Raw genomic sequence first — 20608 nt, forward strand, 5'->3', positions numbered from 1 at the left:
GGGTTCATCATGCGCATTGCGTTGCTGCTGACCGCGACCATTGTCGGCGCGCTTTTCGCCAGTCCATCCAATGCCGGATCGCTCGATGCATCCGCCGAGGCAGCGCAGGCGCTGCCGCCGGGCTTCCAGAGCTACCGCGGCTACATGTTCGACCTGTCGGAGAATTCCGATCGCAAGGATGTCGACAAGCTCACCGACAATCTGAAGCGCCAGATCGACGTCGTCGAAGGCGCCGGCCTCTCTCCGCGCGTGCTGCGCTTCTTCCATACCGTTCCGATCGTCGCGAGCGAGCTGGCCTGCCTCGACGAAGGCGCCGCGACCGCATGCTACGGCAGGGTCACGCCGGACATCCAGCGCACCGCTCCTCGGACGCTGACGGTCTGGGACCCCAACAAGCAGCGCTGGACCAATCCGAATGCCATCGACCTCGCCGTCGATTCGGGGCTCGGCGTGATTATGCTGCGGCCGGACATGATGCGGTACGAGAAGGAGGCGGTGCTGCTGCACGAACTGCTGCACGCCTATCACGCGCGCCTGTTGCCGGACGGCTACGCCAACAAGGGCGTGATCGGCTATTATGCCCTGGCCAAGTCCAAGGACCTCCTGCCCAAGGAATCCTATGCGCTGAAGAATCCCATGGAGTTCTTTGCCGTGACCGCCAGCATCTTCCTGGCCGGAAAGAGCGAATTCCACGATCCCAAGTCGCGCGAGACGCTCAAGGAGAAGATGCCGGACTATTACAAATACCTGGTCGGCGTGTTCGGCTTCGACCCCGACCCGACTGCGTCAAGCGGCCCGGTGGCCTCGCTGAAGTGAGGCGGACCTAGCCCATCTGCACCAACCAGGCAAAAAGCCGCGCAAAATGCGCGGCTTTTCTTGTTTTGGGTCCCGGAAGCTGCGGATGACGCCCGGCCGGGAATTGCCAAGGCGGGGCCCGATCTGCATAGTCCCGCCCGCATCGATACTGTTTTCAAGGGGATAGAAGAACATGGCGGACGCCGACCTGGATGTCGTGATCCGGCAACTGGCCAGACAGCTGCATACGGGCCTGATGACCCGCGCCAAGGAGCGGCGGGATCGCTTCAACGGCCTTGCGGCCAAGGCCAAGGGCAAGGAGACCGGCGACCGCTTCAAGATGATGGCCAAGGCCACCATGGAGCAGGCCACCGCCGCCGCCAAGCGCCTCCAGATGTCCGCCGACAACGTCGCCGACAGCTACGCACGATCGATGCGAATCGCTGCTAGCACGCCGATCGCGGCGAAGGTGGAGAAGAAGGCGAAGGAAGAGAAGCCGGCGAAGAAGGCGGCCAAGGCGAAGAAGGCGAAAGCCAAGAAGGCGAAGTAGGCGCGCCTGCGCCCTTCACCTCTCCCCGCTTGCGGGGAGAGGTCGGATCGCCTCGGCGATGCGAAGCATCGTCCGGTGCGATCCGGTGAGGGGGGTACCGGTCTCTCGACAGCCTCATGCGTGGAGAGAGCCCCTCTCCCCGTAAGAACGGAGAGGGAGACGACTCCCCTCACCGCCGCGGTGCTGAAACCCGGGTCGGCTCGGCGCTGGCGAGTTCGGCGAGCTTGGCGCGCGCCGCCTCGCGCGTGCGGGCATCCTTGCCGGCGGGCAGCGCGAGAGCGGCTTCGAAATCGGCGCGCGCATCGTCGGCCTGGCCGCGGGCGAGGAACGCCAGGCCACGGTCGAGCCGGGCCTGCGCATCGGAGGGGGCGAGACGGACCGCCGTGTTGTAGCTCAGGATGGCGCGATCGAGATCGCCGGTGGCGGCGAGCGCAAGACCGCGCTGGTGATAGGGCGCGGCGAGCTTGGGATCATGCGCGATCGCCTCGTCGTAATCCGCAATGGCGAGTTCGAGGTCGCCGTTCTGCCGGCGCGCCTCCGCGCGGTCGCGATAGAGCGAGGCGCGATTGGGATTGAGGTGAATGGCCTCGTCGAAATCCGCGATCGCCCGCCGCCAGTCGCCGTGGCGCAGCGCGATCCGCCCGCGCCCTTCATAGGCAAAGGCGATCAGCGAACCGCGGAGCGGCGAGAAACCGATCACGGCCGCGCAGATGTCGGGCTCGTCCTCGTCCCCGCAATTGACGACCATATGCGTGGACAGGCCGATCAGCACGCCCAGGACGATCAGCAATGGTACGGCAGCTCTGGTCATCTTCGACGGTGACCGGCGACGGGCCGGCCACGCATCCCCTTTCGAAGGAAGTGTCACGGCGAGGTGTTAACACTGGCCGGGACGATCCTGTGTGCGCCAGGTCACAAAGCCACGCGCAAATCCTTGCCGGTTCCGGATTAGCCCCAAGGCCCACGAGAAGGACCTTGCGAAGGACCACGCCAAGGACCGCGCGAAGATGAGCGGCCCCACGGGCTCGCCGGCGGATAGTTCTCGTTGGCGCCGACCGACGGCGCCGCCTGCGCGCCGAGCTCGGCCGCGAGCTGCTGGAGCGCCGCGATACGGTTCTGCGTCGAGGGATGGGTGGCGAAGAGATTGTCCACGCCGTGGCCCGACAGCGGATTGATGATGAACATGTGCGCGGTCGCGGGATTCCGTTCGGCCTCGAAGTTCGGGACCTGATGTGCGGCGCCCTCGATCTTCACCAGCGCCGACGCCAGCCACATCGGCTGGCCGACGATGCGCGCACCGAGATTGTCCGCGGCATATTCGCGGGTGCGGCTGATCGCCATCTGCACCAGCATGGCGCCGAGCGGAGCGAGGATCATCATCAGGATCGAGCCGACGATGCCCGGGCCGTTGTTGTTGTCGCGGTGGCCGCCGAAGAACATGCCGAACTGCGCCAGCATCGAGATCGCGCCCGCGATGGTCGCGGTGATCGTCATCAGCAGCGTGTCGTGGTGCTTGATATGCGCAAGCTCATGCGCGATCACGCCGGCGAGCTCCTCGCGGCTGAGCTGGTGCATCAGGCCGGTGGTGACGGCAACGGCGGCGTTCTCGGGATTGCGGCCGGTCGCGAACGCGTTGGGCTGCGCCTCGTCCATCAGGAACACGCGCGGCATCGGCAAGCCCGCGCGGCCCGCAAGCTCGGCGACGAGACCGACCAGTTCCGGCGCGGTCGAACGGTCGACCTGATGGGCGCCGTACATCGAGAGCACCATGCGGTCGGAGTTCCAATAGGTGAAGAGATTGGTCGCCGCGGCAATGACGAGCGCGATCATGGCGCCGGAGGCACCGCCGATCAGATAGCCCACGCCCATGAACAGGGCGGTGAGGCCTGCGAGCAGCATTGCGGTACGAAGATAGTTCATGGCCGTCTCCTGAACCGGCCGCGGGCGAGCCTCCAGCCGGCGTCTTCGACGTATGAATGCCGCCGGGCAACGCAAGGGTTCATGCGGCGCGGAGCCGCAGCTACAGGGCCGCGCGGCCAGCCTTTCACCCGTCGCTAAAGCTTGACCGGGATTTGCGCAAAAACACGCGCGGACGCTTAGCAACCTGGAAAGCTCAGCGTCGGCTTAATCCGCGGTAACCGGGCACGCTGCGCGGCCCTCGCGCATTGACCGGTTCCGTTGGCCTCCCGTCAACCAGGTGACCGTCATGGTAGACCGCTTACGCGCCGCTTCCATCGACCCCGCATCCACGCCTTCCCCTCACGAGACCAAGAGCGAGACCAAGACCGACGCGAAGGGATTACAGGAGGCGCTGCACGAGCAGCTGTTCGCCGATGACGAAACCGGCCACGCATGCGAGGCGCAGACGGCGCCGGAACCAGGGCCGCGCTGGCCGCATCTGCGACGCGGCGCCAAGATCGCCATCGGACTTGCCATCGTCGCCGTGTTCGGCTGGCTGCCGCTGCGTGCGATCTGGGAGAACTCGAGCGTCGAGGCGGTGCTGAATTCTCGTCTCGTCACCCTGCGCACGCCGATCGGCGGCCGCGTGGTCGCCGCCCAGCCCATCACCGATCAGGCCAGGCTTGGTGCCGGAACCGTGCTCCTGCGCATCGTGAACTCGCGCGGGGATCGCACCCGGCTCGACGATCTCCGGCGGCAGAAATCGCGCCTGGAGAACGAGCGGCCCAGTCTCGCCACCAAGCTTGCCGCGGCCCAGGCAGCCCAAAAGGATCTGGCGCGGCAGGCCGCTCAATTCCGCGAGGGACGCATGCTTCAGCTCGAGGCCCGCATCGCCGAGATCCAGACCTCGATCGAGGCCGCGGCAGCGCGGCGGGACGAAGCCAGCGCCGCCGTCGAGCGCGCATCCTCACTCGCGAAGTCCGGCAATGTCTCGACGGTCGAGCTGGCGCGGCTGACGCGCGAGCTTTCCGTGGCACAGCAAACCGAGCTCGGTGCGCGCAAGCGGCTGGATGCTGCAAAGGTCGAGCTCACGGCGGCACAGAACGGCACGTTCCTCGGCGACAGCTACAACGACCGCCCGAGCTCGGTGCAGCGCGAGGAGGAGATGCGTCAGCGCGCCGGCGATCTCGAGGCCGATCTCGCGCGCACCGACACCGAGATCGCCTGGCTCGCCAACGAGATCATCATCGAGGAGGTCCACTTCGCCGATCTGTCCGAAGCCAACATCACGACACCCGTTGCGGGCCGCGTCTGGGAGATGATGACCTCGCCGGGCGAGGACGTGCAGGCCGGCCAACCCCTGCTCAAGATCCTCGATTGCAGCGGCGCCGTCATTACGGCCAATGTCACCGAGAGCGTCTACAATCGCCTGCAGCTCGGCGACCGCGCCAGCTTCGAGCCGAATGACGGCGGCGAGCCGATCTCCGGCACCGTGGTTAATTTGACCGGCGCCGCCGGCGCGCCCGCCAATCTCGCCATCAATCCGGACGCGCTCAGCAAGGAGCCCTATCGCGTGACCGTGGCGCCCGGCGATGCCGCTGCCCACGCCTGCACCGTGGGGCGCACCGGCCGCGTTGTGTTTGCCCGGCGCGAGACCGCACCGTGATGACGGCGTTGACGCCAGGCCTGATTACGCTCGGCGCCTTCATGGCGCTCGTGCCGCTGCTCAGGCGCGACAGCACGATGGCGCGCTCGTTCCTGGCCGTCGTGTCGCTGGTCTTCCTGCTCCGCTATCTCTATTGGCGTGTCACCGCGACACTCCCGCCACCGCATCTGACGGCGGACGCCGTGATCGGTTATCCCTTCATGCTGCTGGAGGCGGCCTCGCTCGTCGCGGTCGCATTGTCCCTGCTGTTTCTGAGCCGGACCCTCGACCGCACAGGTGCGGCAAGAATAGACGGCCGTGCCATCGATCCACACGCGCCGCTGATCGACGTCTTGATCTGCACTTACAACGAGGAACGATTCATCCTCGAGCGCACGATCATCGGCGCGACCGGTATGGAGTACGGCAATTATCGCGTCTGGGTGCTCGACGACGGAAGGCGCCCCTGGCTGCGGCGCCTCGCGAGCGAACTGGGCTGCCATTATCTCGCGCGGCCCGACAACCACCACGCCAAGGCAGGCAACATCAACCATGCGCTCAAGCACGTCGGCGCCCTGCCGGAACGACCGGATTTCGTGGCCATTCTCGACGCGGACTTCGTGCCGCGGCCCGACTTCCTCGCGCGCACTATCTCCCTCATGGACGACGCTTCGGTCGGCGTGGTGCAGACGCCGCAGCACTTCATCAATCCCGACCCGATCCAGACCAACCTCGCTGCAACCGATGTATGGCCCGACGAGCAGCGCTTCTTCTTCGACATCCTTCTGCCGGCGAAGGACGCCTGGGGCGTCGCCTTCTGTTGCGGCACCTCATCGCTCATTCGCTACGCCGGGCTGGTGCAGATCGGCGGCTTTCCAACCGACTCCGTCACGGAAGACTACCTCGTCACCCTTCGCCTGAAGGAGCGCGGCTTCAACACCATCTATCTCAACGAACGATTGACGATCGGACTCGCGCCCGAGGGGCTGAAGGAATACATCACCCAGCGTGCGCGCTGGTGCCTCGGCCTGATGCAAATCGTGCGCGGCCGCAGCGGACCGTTCTCGCAGGACTCGAAGCTGTCCTTTATCGACCGGCTCTCGTTGGTCGATGCCTTCATGAGCTGGTCTGCGGTCTACACGTCGAAGGTCGCGGGACTGATGGTGCCCTGGCTGTTCCTGCTGTTCGGCATCAAGGCGGTGCAGGCCGATCTCACCGAGCTGTTGCGCTTCTTCCTGCCGTTCTACGTCTGGCACGGACTCAGCATGGCCTGGCTGTCGCACGGCCGTTCGCTCGCCATGATGTCGGACGTCTCGCAACTCATCGCCGCGCCCGCGGTGCTGAAGGCGGTGGCAGCCGGCCTGTTGAAGCCGAAGGGACACAAATTCAAGGTCACGGCGAAGGGCGGCGACGGCGACAGGAGATTTGTCGAATGGCCGCTGCTGCGGATCTATGGCTGCGCGCTTCTCATCACGCTGGCGGCCATTGCCTATGCCTTCATCCTGCACCTGCGCGGCGAGAACATCGCCTATGGCGGACTGGCCCTGGCCTGGAGCCTCTACAACGCGCTCATCCTCACCGTGGTCTGCTTCGTCTGCATCGAGCAGCCACGCAAGCGCAAGGCGGAGCGCTTCGATCGCAATGAGCCGATCCTGTTGCGTCAGGACGGCAAGTGGCATCTGGCGCGGCTCGCCGATATTTCCATTACCGGCGCCCGGCTGATCGATCCCGATCCGCCGGCACCCGGCAGCACGATCGACTGCCGCATCTATGGCCGCTCGATCGCGGCCGTCGTTGTGCGACGAACCACGGACGGATTCGCGGTGCGGTTCGAGGAAGGCATGGATACGCGCGTGCATGCGATCCGGGCGTTCTATGCCGGCGAGTATGTCCGCGCCTATCAGGGCGTCAGGGCGCTTCCGGTCGGAAAAGCGCTGCTGATGCGTCTGTTCGGCTAGGCTGGCGCGGCATCCGCTCCCTCGCATTCCGCTTATTGGCATGGCATGGAAAGGATGGCCTGAGGCCGTCACTTCACCTAGACTTCAAGCGAATCCACGCCTTCCCTCCCCGCCGGAACCCCAATGGTCCAGACCCGATTTGCGATCGCAACCGTCGCGCTCCTCGCATGCTCCGCCACTGCCTCCGCCCAGTTCGCGCCGCCGCCCGCAAGGCCTGCGGCGCCCAAGGCCACCGCGCCCTCGCCGCGCGCGGCCTCGTGCCACAATGGGGCGAGCTTCGATCGCTTCCTGGCCGACGTGAAACAGCAGGCGGTGGCCGCCGGCGTATCGCAGCGGACGATCTCGGAGGCTTCGCCCTACCTCGTCTACGACCAGGGCATCGTCAACCGCGACCGCGGCCAACGCGTGTTCGGCCAGCTCTTCACCGAGTTCGCCGGCCGCATGGCCGCGCCCTATCGCATGCAGAACGGCCAGCAGCACATCAAGGCTCACGCGGCTGCCTTCGCGCGCGCCGAAAAGGAATATGGCGTGCCGCCGGCGGTGATCGCTGCGTTCTGGGGCCTGGAGAGCGACTTCGGCGCCAACATGGGCAACCTGCCGACGCTGAAATCGCTGGTGTCGCTCGCCTATGACTGCCGCCGCTCGGAGATGTTCGTGAACGAGACCATCGCCGCACTGAAGATCATCGACCGCGGCGATCTCACACCCGACGAGATGATCGGCTCCTGGGCCGGCGAGCTCGGACAGACGCAGTTCCTGCCCGTGCATTACGTCAACTACGCCGTCGACTATGACGGCGACGGACGGCGCGATCTGCTGCGCAGCGAGCCCGACGTGATCGGCTCGACCGCGAACTACATCGCCAACGGCTTGAAGTGGCGGCGCGGCGAGCCGTGGCTGGAGGAGATCAAGGTGCCGCAGAACCTGCCGTGGGAGCAGACCGATCTCACCGTGCAGCAGCCGCGCTCGAAATGGGCGCAGCTAGGTGTGACCTATCCCGACGGACGGCCGCTGCCGAACGACAATCTCGCGGCGTCCGTGCTGCTGCCGATGGGGCGCTCCGGGCCGGCTTTCATGGCGTATGCGAATTTCGCCGCCTATACCGAGTGGAATAACTCGCTGATCTACTCGACCACCGCGGGCTATCTCGCCACCCGCATCGCGGGCGCCGCGCCGATGCGCAAGCCGGCGGCGCCGGTCGCGCAGCTGCCATTCAATGAGCTCAAGCAATTGCAGCAGCTACTGGTCCAGGCCGGCTTCAATGTCGGCAAGGTCGACGGCGTGCTCGGCCAGCAGAGCCGCGCCGCCGTGAAGGCGATGCAGATCAAATACGGCCTGCCGGCCGATTCCTGGCCGACCGCGGAGCTGCTCGCGCGCATGCGCGGCAGCACGGCGCAGGCGCAGCCAGTGGGGGTGGTGCGGTAGCCCCTGCGCGCCCTCATGCCCTTGAGAGCAAAATCATCGCATATGGCAGCGAGAGTTCGCCGGAAGAGCTCGGCCTGCATGGTTCGAGACGCCCGCTTTGGCGGGCTCCTCACCATGAGGGTCTAATCTTTCGCCGCAGAACGTGACCTCATCCTGAGGGCCCGCCATAGGCGGGCGTCTCGAAGGATGGGCCGCGGGCACTAGAATTTTCGCACCGCAAAAGCGGCTCCTGCGATTGTATTTTTCCATGACGTTCCCATGTGAGTGGATCAGGTTTTCTCCTGAGATTCCTCACCATTGAAGCGAGCATCACATGTCCTTCTACGACGCCGTCGTCCCCGCCTATTTGCAGATGCTGAACAGCCTCACCGGCCTGCTCACGAAAGCCGAGGCGCATTGCGCGGCCAAGAAGGTCGACCCAAGCGTCCTGCTCGGCTCCCGCCTGTTTCCGGACATGCTCCCGCTGTCGAAGCAGATCCAGCTCGTCAGCGACTTCGCCGCCAAGGGCTGCGCGCGGCTGACCCATAGTGAGGTGCCCTCGACGCCCGACACGGAAAAGACGTTTGAGGAGCTGAAGCAGCGGCTGGCCAAGACGATCGACTACGTGAAGTCGTTCAAGCCCGCGCAGTTCGAGGGCGCCGACACCAAGGACGTCACCTTCCCGGCCGGCCCCGACAAATCCATCACCATGAAGGGCCAGCAGTTCCTCAGCGCGTTCTCGCTGCCGAACTTCTATTTCCACGCCACCACCGCGCACGGCATCCTGCGCCACAACGGCGTCGAGATCGGCAAGCGCGATTTCCTCGGCGCGAGCTGATTTGCGAAATCGCACGGCCGCGATAGCCGAAATCCGCTGTCGCGGCCAAGATTGCACATGAATTATGCTACGCGGGCGTTGCCGCGTAGCTCGCCTGCACTTTCCGTATGGCTCCTCCCTTGCGCTGATTGCCGCGATGCACAAGTGTTCCGGACCTCTCACCGCCTGGAAGCACTCCCATGAGCCGTTCGACCAAATTGTTTGAGACCTACAAGCTCGGCCCGATCACGCTGGCCAACCGCCTCGTCATGGCGCCGCTGACGCGCAACCGCGCCGTTCCCGGCACGTTCGTCCCCGGTGCGCTCGCCGCCGACTATTACGGCCAGCGTGCGTCCGCGGGCCTCCTGATCACCGAAGCGAGCCAGGTTTCGCAGCAGGGCCAGGGCTACCAGGACACCCCCGGCATCTACTCCAAGGATCAGGTCGCCGGCTGGCGCAAGGTCACCGACAAGGTCCATGAGCGCGGCGGCAAGATCTTCATCCAGCTCTGGCATGTCGGCCGCATCTCGCATGTCGCGCTGCAGGCGAATGGCGCAGCGCCGGTTGCGCCGAGCGCGATCCGCGCCAAGGGCAAGACCTTCGTCAACGGCACCTTTGCCGACGTCTCCGAGCCGCGCGCGCTCGAGCTCTCCGAAATTCCGGGGATCATCGACGACTTCAAGCGCGCCACGAAGAATGCGCTGGAGGCCGGCTTCGACGGCGTCGAGATTCACGGCGCCAACGGCTACCTGCTCGACCAGTTCGCCAAGGACGGCGCCAACAAGCGCACCGACGCTTACGGCGGCTCCATCGAGAACCGCGCGCGGCTGATGCTCGAGGTCTCCAGGGCGGTTGCCGCCGAGGCCGGCACTGAGCGCACCGGCATCCGCATCTCGCCGGTGACGCCCGCCAACGACGTCTCCGACAGCAATCCGCAAGCCTTGTTCGATCACATCGTCGACGGCCTCAGCGCGCTGAAGCTGGTCTATCTCCACGTCGTCGAGGGCGCCACCGGCGGGCCGCGCGACTTCGCACCGTTCGACTATGCGTCCTTGCGCAAGCGCTTCTCCGGCGCCTACGTCGCCAACAACGGCTACGACTTCGATCTGGCGACCAAGGTGCTGGACGCGAACGCGGCCGATCTCATCGCCTTCGGCAAGCCGTTCATCTCCAACCCCGACCTTGTGGAGCGGCTGAAGCAGGGCGCGGCGCTGAACGACTGGGACAAGAACACGTTCTACGGCGGCAGCGCGAAGGGCTACACCGATTACCCGACGCTCGAAGCGGCGGAAGCGGCGCAGTAGAGGCTGCGCGCCTTCCACGCCATCATTGTGAGCGAAGCGACGACACGATCCAGACCGGCTCGGTGGAGATCGATCTGGATCTACGTCGCTTCCGCCGCGGGCCGCGGAAACGGCGTCACCGACCCTCGCGGTGGATACGCGCGATGAGAGTCGCCCGATTGGGCGTCTGTAGCTTCTCGAAAACATGGTCGAGGTGTGAGCGGACGGTCCAGTAGCTGATCCCCAGCTTCCGGGCGATGATGCCGTCCGTCAGGCCGTCGGCGACCAGACCGACGATCTGGTTCTCCCGATCCGTCAGTTGCGGCAGGCGGTGGCCTGCTGCCGTGCTGGTGCTGTGCACGTCCTTGGTCGCGCGCAGGAGGATCGGCTGCAGCAAGGTCAGCAGCGCCACTTCGCGAGATCCGACGGGGGCCCGGCCGGGAGCACGCCAGAAGCGAAAGTCGCCGACGCTCGTGTCACCGTCGTAGAGGTGGAGATCGATACCATCCGTCGTCTGGTGGACGCGCAGGAATTCGTTGAAGTAGCGCGTGCGCTCGAGCTCGGTTCGGTTGATGACCGAATAGATCGGGGTCGGCCCGCGACGGGAACGCAGCCGTGGCGAAATCGGATCGCAACGCTGAAACTCCTCGACATAGGCGCGCGCCATCTCCACTCCGCGTCCGGAGCATGCCGGATTCTCGTAGCGGCCGGTTCGCTGATCCCACCGCGTCGTTCCAATGAAATCCATCGCCAGCAGGCGCTTTAAATCCGCAGCGATATCCGGCATGGCCAAAAGCCAATCGGGTCGCAGGGGCTGCAGAAGCCCTTCGCCGACGCGTTTCAGCAGCGTCACTTCGCGCGCAGAAAGTGAAATCGCCATCACCACCCCATGCCCATCATCGTGAAGCCGGGCATCCCAGAAAACAGGGATAGGCGACCGATACCTTGGAACATAGGGTTCAACCCGTCAAGCACAGGCAATTTCGCGAACATCCGCGTTCCTGACGGGTGCGCCTTGCACGTGGGGTCGCATGCAGAGCGTACGCCTCTGCTGCGCAGGCCCCCGATGAGACGCGCGCTCTTCAAGAGCGAAGCGCCGGAGATGTGAACGGCGAAGTCTGTTGCGGCCAGGTCGAAGGGGAAATCTCATGACGAGTTCTAGGCAGTTTGCTTTCGGCCGGTCCGGCCATTTGAACGACGATGACGTACGATGGGACGACGATGGCGCCGGATGGGGAGGCGAAAGTCACCGGTTCGATTTCCGTGGCCACGAAGACCACCATGCCATTCACAAGGACCTGGTTCTGTCGGTCGCTCCGACGGCGACGTCCGGCGATTTCAACATGCACGCGGTGCTGGATTCGCCCGGGTCGACCGAGGGCCGACCGCTGATGATCCTGCTACCCGGCTTCTCGTATGACCATACATATTGGGATCCCCCGGTCGGTAACGGAAAATATTCGTTCGTCGATGCGGCCAATGACGCCGGGTACGCGACCTTGAATCTCGATCGGCTGGGGACGGGAACGAGCGACAAACCGCCGGCCGATTTGACAACGATCCAGGATCAGGCCGACGAGCTGCATCAGATCATTCAGTCCATCAAGAGTGGCGCCCTGAGCAGCTACGGGTTCTCCAAGATCGTCCTGGTCGGTCACTCCCTGGGTTCAGGCATCGCGCAAACCGAGGCCGGCACATACCACGATGCCGACGCGCTCGTGCTCACGGGCTTTCGGCACGAGGTCAACCCGGCAGGCGCCGGCGAGTTCGCCAACGCCATTCGCCCGGCCGCCGGCCAGCCCGACGGGTACCTGACCTTCGACGATCGAAGCTTCCTGTTTGACAGCAACAACACCTCGCCCAAGATCCTTGCCTGGGACGCCTCGCATATCGGCATGGGCACGGCCGCCGAACTGAACTTCGCATTCGCGCTCGATCCGGCGCGCTCGGTGGGAATCACAGCGCCCGTGCTCGAAGTCGTCGGCGATCACGACCTGCTGTTTCAGACCGATCCCTCAACCTTTGCTGCAGAACGCGCCTTCTATCCCAACTCGTCCGACTTCGAGCAACTCGTGGTCAAGAATGCCGGTCACGACGTTACGCTGTCGCAGAATGCGCACCAGACCTTCGCGCAGATCATCGACTTCGTGGAGAAGGTGGCGCCGGTCAATCACCATCACGATTTCCTGGTGTGATCGCCGGTCCGACGGCGCCAATCCCGACACGTAGGTACGATCCAGCGCGTCGGTGCGCGCGCAAAGAAAAAAGGCCGGGATTGCTCCCGGCCTTTGCTCGTCGTGATGAGGCGTACCTTACTGCAGCGAGGCGCGCTTGGGCGGGGTGGCCGGCCACGACTTGATCAGCGTGTCGTAGTCGACCGTCTCGCCCTTCGGCTTCTCGTTGGCGAGCTTGCGCTGCGGCGCGATGGTGCCGTCCTTCTGGGCCTTGGCGAACCAGTATTCGGCCGACTCCTTCTTGTGCAGCTTCGGACCGCAGGCGCCCTGCACGCCGGACTTCTCCAGGCGCTCCATGACGGAGTCCTGGGCAGCGGCCAGCGCGTCCATTGCGGCTTGCGGCGTCTTCGCACCGGACGACGCATCGCCGATGTTCTGCCACCACAGCTGCGCCAGCTTCGGATAGTCGGGCACGTTGTTGCCGGTCGGGGTCCACTGCACGCGCGCCGGCGAGCGGTAGAACTCGATCAGGCCGCCGAGCTTCGGCGCACGCTCGGTGAACGACTTGTCCCAGATGTCGGATTCACGGATGAAGGTGAGACCGACATGGCTCTTCTTCAGCGACACCGTCTTGGAGACGATGAACTGGAGATACAGCCAGGCCGCCTTGCGGCGATCCGCCGGGGTCGACTTCAGAAGCGTGAGCGAGCCCGCGTCCTGATAGCCGAGCTTCATGCCTTCCTTCCAGTACGAACCGTGCGGCGACGGAGCCATACGCCACTTCGGCGTACCGTCCGCGTTCATCACGGCGATGCCCGGCTTCACCATGTCGGCGGTGAAGGCGGTGTACCAGAACATCTGCTGGGCGATGTTGCCCTGCGCCGGCACCGGACCCGACTCGGAGAAGGTCATGCCCTGGGCCTGCGGCGGCGCGTACTTCTTCATCCACTCGAGGTACTTCGTGATCGAGTAGACCGCGGCCGGACCGTTGGTGTCGCCACCACGCTCGACCGAGGAGCCGACCGGACGGCAACCTTCCATGCGGATGCCCCACTCGTCCACCGGCAGGCCGTTCGGAATGCCCTTGTCGCCGTTACCGGCCATCGACAGCCAGGCGTCGGTGAAGCGCCATCCGAGCGAAGGGTCCTTCTTGCCATAGTCCATATGGCCGTAGACCTTGACGCCGTTGATCTCCTTGATGTCGTTGGTGAAGAACTCGGCGATGTCCTCATAGGCGGACCAGTTCACGGGCACGCCGAGCTCGTAGCCGTACTTGGCCTTGAACTTGGCCTTGTAGTCGGGGTTGGTGAACCAGTCGTAGCGGAACCAGTAGAGGTTGGCGAACTGCTGGTCGGGCAGCTGGTAGAGCTTGCCGTCCGGCGCCGTGCCGAACGACTTGCCGATGAAGTCGTTGACGTCGAGCATGGGGTCGGTGACGTCCTTGCCCTCACCGGTCATGTAGTCCGACAGCGCGATGGTCTGGCCGTAGCGGAAGTGCGTGCCGATCAGGTCGGAATCGTTGATCCAGCCGTCATAGACGTTCTTGCCGGACTGCATCTGGGTCTGAAGCTTCTCGACGACGTCACCTTCCTGGATGATGTCGTGCTTGAGCTTGATACCCGTCAGCTCGGAGAACGCCTTGGCGAGCGTCTGCGACTCGTATTCGTGGGTCGCGATGGTTTCCGAGACGACGTTGATCTCCATGCCCTTGAAGGGCTCGGCGGCCTTGGCGAACCACTCCAGCTCCTTCTTCTGGTCGTCCTTCGACAGCGTCGAGGGCTGGAATTCCGCAATCCACTTCTGGATCGCGGCGTCGTCGGCGGCACGAACCGGCGCCGAGACGGCGAACGACACCGCCAGAAGCGCGGCAGTGCTGGACATGGTCAGAAAACTGCTCTTGGTCAATGGACCTTTCCTTCTCCTAAACTGTCGCATGTTGTTCCTCCGTTGCAGCGACAAAATTTTATACAGGCCCGGGTTGCCCCCGGATCTGGCCGTCCCTTCGCAAGCTTCAGACCGTGCGGAAAATGAGCACGGCCGTGGCCAGCGAAATTCCACTTGCGAGCCACAGGCTCGAAATCTCAAAACCATCCTCGCCGATCGGCAGCGTCGCGAGCGCGTCGGTGCCGACGAGGCCGATCCACACGAGATGGATGACGGCGGCTGCAATCAGCGAGATGAACAGGCGGTCGCCGCGCGTGGTCGGAATACTGAGCACGCCGACGCGCTCGGCCTCGGGATAGACCGCGGCGAGCCAGGTCATCACGGCCAGCGTGCAGGCGAGCGCGACGAAGAAGATCGCGGTCGGCAGCGTCCAGGCCATCCATGCAATAGATTCCATCGATGCCTCCCTACACCCGGCCGAGCGCGAAGCCGCGCGCGATGTAATTGCGGACGAACCAGATCACCAGCGCGCCCGGAATGATGGTGAGCACACCGGCCGCGGCCAGCAGGCCCCAGTCCATGCCCGCGGCCGACACCGTGCGCGTCATGATCGCCGCGATCGGCTTGGTCTGCACCGAGGTCAGCGTGCGCGCGAGCAAGAGCTCGACCCAGGAGAACATGAAGCAGAAGAAGGCGGCGACACCGATGCCGCTGGCGATCAGGGGCACCAGGATCTTGATGAAGAAGCGCGGGAAGGAATAGCCGTCGAGGAACGCGGTCTCGTCGATCTCGCGCGGCACGCCGGAGACGAAACCTTCCAGGATCCAGACCGCCAGCGGAACGTTGAAGATGCAGTGCGCCAGCGCAACGGCCCAGGGCGTATCGAACAGCCCGATCGCCGAATAGAGGTTGAAGAACGGCAGCGCATAGACCGCGGCCGGCGCCATGCGGTTCGACAGCAGCCAGAAGAACAGGTGCTTGTCGCCGAGGAAACGGTAGCGCGAGAAGGCGTAGGCCGCCGGCAGCGCCACCGAGATCGAGATGATGGTGTCGAGGACGACGTATTCCAGCGAATTGATGTAGCCGGAGTACCAGCTCTCGTCGGTGAAGATGCGCCTGTAGTGCTGGAGCGTCGGGGCGTGCGGCCACAGCGTCATCGTCGAGACGATCTCGCTGTTGGTCTTGAAGCTCATGTTGACGAGCCAGTAGATCGGCAGCAGCAGGAAGACCAGGAACAGCCCCATGATGAGGCGGCGGCCGGGAATCGAATGCATCAGGCCACTCCTTCCTTCGGCTTGAGCGCGGGCGCAGGCTGGAGCGCGCCTGCGGGCTTGGGCTCCGCCGCCGGCTCCGTCTCCGCCTGTGCCTTACGCTCGACGCCGGCATTGGTCATGACGGTGTAGAAGATCCAGCAGACGATCAGGATGATCAGATTGTAGACCAGCGACAGCGCGGCGGCCTTGCCGAGGTCGAACTGGCCGAGCGCGATCTTGACCAGCTCGATCGAGACGAAGGTGGTCGAGTTGCCGGGTCCGCCGCCGGTGACGACGAACGGCTCGGTGTAGATCATGAAGCTGTCCATGAAGCGCAGCAGCACCGCGATCAAGAGCACGCGGTTCATCTTCGGCAGCTGGATCGCCTTGAACACGGCCCAGCGCGAGGCGCCGTCGATTTGCGCCGCCTGGTAATAGGCGTCCGGGATCGACTTCAGGCCGGCGTAGCAGAGCAGCGCGACCAGGCTGGTCCAGTGCCAGACGTCCATCACGATGACCGTGACCCAGGCGTCGACTGCGTTGGACACGTAGTTGTAGTCGAGGCCCATCGCATTGAGCGTATAGCCGAGCAGGCCGATGTCGGGCCGACCGAAGATCTGCCAGATGGTGCCGACGACGTTCCAGGGAATCAGCAGCGGCAGCGCGAGGATGACGAGGCAGGCCGCGACGGTCCAGCCGTCGCGCGGCATCGACAGCGCAACGACGATGCCGAGCGGCACCTCGATGGCGAGGATCACCAGCGAGAAGAACAGATTGCGGCCGAGCGACGCGAGGAAGCGGCCGCCGAGATCGGTCGAGGGATCGAGCAGCTCCTTGAACCAGCCGACGCCGTTCCAGAAGAACTGGTTGTTGCCGAACGTGTCCTGCATCGAATAGTTCACCACCGTCATCAGCGGCAGCACCGCCGAGAAGGCGACGACCAGGAACACCGGCAGCACCAGGAACCAGGCTTTTTGGTTGATGGTCTTGTCCATCAGGCGGCTCCCTCCACCAGAAGGCTGTCGGCATAGACGTGGACATGCGACGGATCGAACTTCAGCCCGGCGGTGCCGTCCGCGCTGGTGAAGCCCGCCGGCGCGCGCGCCGCGATCTTGGCCTCGCCGATGCGGACGCGCGCGAAGCGGATGCGGCCGAGGTCGTCGATGCGTTCGACCTTTGCGGCGAGCAGGCCAGGTGCCGGCGCGACGGCGTCGACGAACTCCGGACGCACGCCGATCTCGATCTTCGCGCCCGCGGGCAGATTGTCGTAGCTGCGGCCCAGCGCGATGACATTCCCGCCGATGCGCGCCTCGCGGCCCCTCACCTCGACCGGCAGGATGTTCATGCCGGGCGAGCCGATGAAATAGCCGACGAAGGTGTGCGCCGGCTTGTCGAACAGCTCGGCCGGCGTGCCGCTCTGCACCACGCGGCCGTCATGCATGACGACGACGGTATCGGCGAAGGTCAGCGCCTCGGTCTGGTCGTGGGTGACGTAGATCATCGTGAGGTCGAGCTCGCGATGCAGCGCCTTCAGCTTGGACCGGAGCTGCCATTTCAGCTCGGGATCGATCACTGTGAGCGGCTCGTCGAACAGCACCGCGGCAACGTCGTTGCGCACGAGGCCGCGGCCGAGCGAGATCTTCTGCTTGGCGTCGGCGGTCAGGCGCGTGGCCTTGCGGTTCAAATAGGGCTCGAGGTCGAGCAGGCGGCCGATCTCGGCGACGCGCCTGTCGATCTCGGCTTTCGGCACGCCGCGGTTCTTCAGCGGAAACGCCAGGTTCTCCCCCACCGTCATGGTGTCGTAGATCACCGGAAACTGGAACACCTGGGCGATGTTGCGCTTCTGGGTTGACAGCGGTGTGATGTCCACCCCGTCGAACAGGATTTTCCCCCGCGACGGCGTGATGATGCCGGAGATGACGTTGAGCAGCGTGGTCTTGCCGCAGCCGGACGGCCCAAGCAGCGCATAGGCGCCGCCCTGCCGCCAGGTCATGGTCACCGGCTTCAGCGCAAAGCTTTCCTGCGGCGCAGCGTTGCCGCCGTAGGAGTGGGCGAGATCGACGAGGTCAATGCGGGCCATGGCGCATCCCCCTCACTGGCTTGGAGCTGCGACGAGGCGATCAGCCGCGTCGAATACGAAGACATCATTGGGATCGAGCACGGCATCGATGGTCTGGCCGGGCTCGAACTCGTGCACGCCGTGCAGCACCGCCACCCAGTTCGATCCGTCGCGGGTCAGATGCACGAAACTCTCCGAACCGGTGATCTCGGTCACCGTGACAGTGGCGTGGAAGGCATGGCGGTCGGTCTCACCATTGGCGAGCGCAAGCTGATGCGCGCGAAAACCGACGCGATAGGCGCCGTCGGCGAGAGCGGAATAGAGGCCGGACGCCGGCGCGGCGATACCTCCCGCATATTGCACCGAACCGTTCTTCTTCTCGATGCCGACGAGGTTGAGCGGCGGATCGGAGAATACCTGGGCAACCCGCAGCGTCTGCGGACGGCGATAGACGCTGGGCGTCTCGCCGATCTGAAGCGCCCGGCCCTCCCACATGCACACCGTGTTGCCGCCGAGCAGCAGCGCCTCGGTCGGCTCGGTGGTGGCATAGACGAAGATCGCGCCCGAGGCCTCGAAGATGCGCGGCAGCTCGGCGCGCAGCTCCTCGCGCAGCTTGTAATCGAGATTGGCGAGCGGCTCGTCGAGCAGCACGAGATCGGCGCCCTTGACCAGCGCACGCGCCATCGCAGTGCGTTGCTGCTGGCCGCCGGAGAGCTGGAGCGGCGTGCGCTTCAGGAACGGCTCGAGCCTGAGCAGCTTTGCGGCTTCCGCCACGCGCGCATCGATCTCCTCGCGCGGCTTGCCCTGCACGCGCAAGGGCGAAGCGATGTTCTCATAGACCGTGAACGAGGGGTAATTGATGAATTGCTGATAGACCATGGCAACCGAACGCTGGCGCACATCGACGCCGGTGACGTCCTTGCCGTTGACCAGCACCTTGCCCGTGGTCGGCTTGTCGAGGCCGGCGAGCAACCGCATGATCGAGGTCTTGCCCGACAGCGTCGGCCCGAGCAGCACGTTGAGCGTGCCGCTCTGGAGCGTCAGCGAGACGTCGCGGATGTGCGCGACACCATCGACGGTCCGGGTCACGTGATCGAGCGTGACGGTCATGAGCGTCCTCCCGCTTCCAGCAGGGGACTTTGCGGCACGGCGTGGGTCGTGATCCAGTCGTCAAGCGCCTCGATCTCGTCGGCAGATAGTCGCAGCCCGAGCTTGGAACGGCGCCAGACGATGTCCTCGGCGGTAACGGCCCATTCGTTGGCCATGAGATAGCGGACCTCGCGCTCGGTGAGCGTCGCGCCGAAGGCCTGGCCGAGGTCGGCGCCCGATTTCGCATCGCCAAGCAGCTTGATGGCACGGGTGCCATAGGCGCGCGCGAGGCGGCGCGCATGCGCATGGCCGAGGAAGGGATAGCCGCGCTGGAGCTCGGCGATCAGCCCGTCGATGTCGGACACATCCATGTCGCCGCCGGGCAGCGGCCATTTGCCGGTCCAGCCCTCGCGCGCTTTCGCGCTGCGAAGATAGGGCGAAAGCCGCTCCAGCGCCTCTTCGGCGAGGCGGCGGTAGGTCGTGATCTTGCCGCCATAGATCGAGAGCAGCGGCGAGCCGCCGGGCGTGTCGAGCTCGAACACGTAGTCGCGCGTTGCGGCCTTGGCTTCGCTGGCGCCATCGTCATAGAGCGGCCGCACGCCGGAATAGGTCCAGACCACGTCCTCTGAAGTCACCGGCTTCGCCAGATATTCGCTCGCGGCGGCGCAGAGATACTGGATCTCCTCCGGCGTCGCCTTCACCTTGGCGGGATCGCCGTCATAGTCGCGGTCGGTGGTTCCGATCAGCGTGAAATCGTCCTGGTACGGGATCACGAAGATGATGCGGCCGTCCGCATTCTGGAACATGTAGGCACGGTCGTGGTCGTAGAGCTTCTTGACCACGATATGCGAGCCCTGCACCAGGCGCACCTTGGCTTTCGCGTTGACGCCGGCACCGCGGCCGAGCACGTCCTCGACCCAGGGGCCGCCGGCATTGACCAGCGCCCGGGCCTGGACCTGCGAGCGCGCACCGGTCAGCGTGTTGACCATGCTGACCGTCCAGACGCCGTCGGCCTGGCGGATCTCGGTGGCACGGGTGCGGGTGCGGATCTCGGCGCCCTTGTCGGCGGCATCGCGCGCGTTGAGCACGACGAGGCGGGCGTCATCGACGAAGCAGTCGGAATATTCGAAGGCGCGGCTGTAGCGATTCGGGATCAGCGGGCGGCCGACCTCGTCGCGCCTGAGATCGACCGAGCGGGTCGCCGGCAGCAGATGGCGGCCGCCGATGTGGTCATAGAGGAAGAGGCCGAGCCGCAGCAGCCAGGCCGGGCGCAGCCCTGCGTGATGCGGCAAAACGAAACGCAAGGGGCGGATGATGTGGGGCGCGATGCCCCAGAGGATCTCGCGTTCGATCAGCGCCTCGCGGACCAGGCGAAACTCGTAATATTCGAGATAGCGCAGGCCACCATGCACCAGCTTGGTCGACCAGGACGACGTCCCGCTCGCCAGATCGTTCATTTCGCACAGGAAAACTGTGTTGCCGCGGCCCACCGCGTCGCGCGCGATGCCACAGCCGTTAACACCGCCTCCAATAATGGCGAGGTCGAAAATACGCTCCAACAGACGCATCCCCCGGGCGACTCGCTCGTTCCTTCGAGCGACTACTTTCGTTTTTGATTAGATCACACCGAAAAGCGAAAGCAAGATGAAAGAGAGGCGAAGGGAAGTGAAAGCGGAACTTTTTAGTGGGCAATCGGACGAGGAAATGAGCAGCTTAGACGGCAATTCGAGAAGCAATAGCGCGCTTGAATGGTCAGCCACGATAGATTATAGTCATAATAGTCATATTGGTTCTTGCT

Annotated in this window: 18 protein-coding genes; 8 read left to right on the plus strand and 10 right to left on the minus strand. The window is 64.9% G+C overall.

From position 1 onward, the window contains the following. The first annotated feature begins 9 nt into the window (after window positions 1-9). Both ACFLEY_RS35405 and ACFLEY_RS35410 read left to right on the plus strand, forming a co-directional pair. On the plus strand, window positions 10-816 hold the full coding sequence (locus tag ACFLEY_RS35405) for a hypothetical protein (protein ID WP_060910827.1): 807 nt from the start codon (window positions 10-12) through the stop codon (window positions 814-816). Window positions 817-988: 172 nt separating this feature from the next. Further along, entirely contained in the window at window positions 989-1345 is a 357-nt protein-coding gene (locus ACFLEY_RS35410; protein ID WP_028175045.1) for a hypothetical protein, read from the plus strand. Between the two features lie 169 nt (window positions 1346-1514). On the opposite strand, the gene ACFLEY_RS35415 is transcribed toward ACFLEY_RS35410, so the two are convergent. Both ACFLEY_RS35415 and htpX read right to left on the minus strand, forming a co-directional pair. After that, on the minus strand, window positions 1515-2156 hold the full coding sequence (locus ACFLEY_RS35415) for a tetratricopeptide repeat protein (protein ID WP_028175046.1): 642 nt from the start codon (window positions 2154-2156) through the stop codon (window positions 1515-1517). A gap of 137 nt (window positions 2157-2293) precedes the next feature. Next, the gene (gene htpX, locus ACFLEY_RS35420) at window positions 2294-3265 is read right to left on the minus strand and encodes a zinc metalloprotease HtpX (RefSeq protein ID WP_028175047.1); all 972 of its coding nucleotides are present in this window, start codon (window positions 3263-3265) and stop codon (window positions 2294-2296) included. A gap of 286 nt (window positions 3266-3551) precedes the next feature. On the opposite strand from htpX, the gene ACFLEY_RS35425 reads away from it, so the two are divergent. The 5 genes from ACFLEY_RS35425 to ACFLEY_RS35445 all read left to right on the plus strand — a co-directional run bounded on the left by ACFLEY_RS35425 (window position 3552) and on the right by ACFLEY_RS35445 (window position 10372). Beyond that, a complete protein-coding gene (locus ACFLEY_RS35425; protein ID WP_060912951.1) occupies window positions 3552-4910 on the plus strand; it encodes an HlyD family secretion protein in 1359 nt (452 codons plus the stop codon). Further along, a complete protein-coding gene (locus tag ACFLEY_RS35430; RefSeq protein ID WP_249163017.1) occupies window positions 4910-6847 on the plus strand; it encodes a glycosyltransferase in 1938 nt (645 codons plus the stop codon). The genes ACFLEY_RS35425 and ACFLEY_RS35430 overlap by 1 nt, the downstream gene beginning before the upstream one ends. 123 nt (window positions 6848-6970) lie before the next feature. Continuing rightward, window positions 6971-8272: a lytic murein transglycosylase gene (locus ACFLEY_RS35435; protein ID WP_060910825.1), complete on the plus strand. Its 1302-nt coding sequence runs from the start codon at window positions 6971-6973 to the stop codon at window positions 8270-8272. A gap of 313 nt (window positions 8273-8585) precedes the next feature. Further along, window positions 8586-9089 (plus strand): DUF1993 family protein, encoded by a 504-nt coding sequence (locus tag ACFLEY_RS35440; RefSeq protein ID WP_011085233.1) that lies wholly within the window; start codon window positions 8586-8588, stop codon window positions 9087-9089. 179 nt (window positions 9090-9268) lie between these two features. After that, entirely contained in the window at window positions 9269-10372 is a 1104-nt protein-coding gene (locus ACFLEY_RS35445; RefSeq protein ID WP_060910824.1) for an alkene reductase, read from the plus strand. A gap of 115 nt (window positions 10373-10487) precedes the next feature. Here the strand turns inward: ACFLEY_RS35445 and ACFLEY_RS35450 are convergent, their stop codons facing one another. Next, window positions 10488-11231 carry a helix-turn-helix transcriptional regulator gene (locus ACFLEY_RS35450; RefSeq protein ID WP_060910823.1) on the minus strand — a complete coding sequence of 248 codons (744 nt, stop codon included), beginning with the start codon at window positions 11229-11231 and terminating at the stop codon, window positions 10488-10490. 310 nt (window positions 11232-11541) lie between these two features. Between ACFLEY_RS35450 and ACFLEY_RS35455 the strand changes: the two genes are divergently transcribed. Beyond that, window positions 11542-12546 carry an alpha/beta hydrolase gene (locus tag ACFLEY_RS35455; RefSeq protein WP_060910822.1) on the plus strand — a complete coding sequence of 335 codons (1005 nt, stop codon included), beginning with the start codon at window positions 11542-11544 and terminating at the stop codon, window positions 12544-12546. A gap of 117 nt (window positions 12547-12663) precedes the next feature. Here the strand turns inward: ACFLEY_RS35455 and ACFLEY_RS35460 are convergent, their stop codons facing one another. The 7 genes from ACFLEY_RS35460 to glpD all read right to left on the minus strand — a co-directional run bounded on the left by ACFLEY_RS35460 (window position 12664) and on the right by glpD (window position 20378). Next, window positions 12664-14406, minus strand: coding sequence for an ABC transporter substrate-binding protein (locus ACFLEY_RS35460; protein ID WP_060910821.1), 1743 nt, complete (start codon window positions 14404-14406; stop codon window positions 12664-12666). A 130-nt stretch (window positions 14407-14536) separates the two neighbouring features. Beyond that, the gene (locus ACFLEY_RS35465; RefSeq protein ID WP_011085228.1) at window positions 14537-14866 is read right to left on the minus strand and encodes a DUF2160 domain-containing protein; all 330 of its coding nucleotides are present in this window, start codon (window positions 14864-14866) and stop codon (window positions 14537-14539) included. Between the two features lie 10 nt (window positions 14867-14876). After that, on the minus strand, window positions 14877-15683 hold the full coding sequence (locus ACFLEY_RS35470; protein ID WP_060910820.1) for a carbohydrate ABC transporter permease: 807 nt from the start codon (window positions 15681-15683) through the stop codon (window positions 14877-14879). Then, complete coding sequence (locus ACFLEY_RS35475) at window positions 15683-16657, minus strand: carbohydrate ABC transporter permease (protein WP_060910819.1); 975 nt, start codon at window positions 16655-16657, stop codon at window positions 15683-15685. Before ACFLEY_RS35475 ends, ACFLEY_RS35470 begins: the two co-directional genes overlap by 1 nt. Continuing rightward, the gene (locus tag ACFLEY_RS35480) at window positions 16657-17742 is read right to left on the minus strand and encodes an ABC transporter ATP-binding protein (RefSeq protein WP_060910818.1); all 1086 of its coding nucleotides are present in this window, start codon (window positions 17740-17742) and stop codon (window positions 16657-16659) included. Before ACFLEY_RS35480 ends, ACFLEY_RS35475 begins: the two co-directional genes overlap by 1 nt. 12 nt (window positions 17743-17754) lie before the next feature. Next, window positions 17755-18831 (minus strand): ABC transporter ATP-binding protein, encoded by a 1077-nt coding sequence (locus ACFLEY_RS35485; RefSeq protein ID WP_060910817.1) that lies wholly within the window; start codon window positions 18829-18831, stop codon window positions 17755-17757. Beyond that, the gene (glpD, locus tag ACFLEY_RS35490; protein WP_060910816.1) at window positions 18828-20378 is read right to left on the minus strand and encodes a glycerol-3-phosphate dehydrogenase; all 1551 of its coding nucleotides are present in this window, start codon (window positions 20376-20378) and stop codon (window positions 18828-18830) included. The genes ACFLEY_RS35485 and glpD overlap by 4 nt, the downstream gene beginning before the upstream one ends. Window positions 20379-20608 lie beyond the last annotated feature (230 nt).

This window comes from Bradyrhizobium sp. YCK136 (genome assembly GCF_044570075.1).
Lineage (GTDB): Bacteria > Pseudomonadota > Alphaproteobacteria > Rhizobiales > Xanthobacteraceae > Bradyrhizobium > Bradyrhizobium diazoefficiens.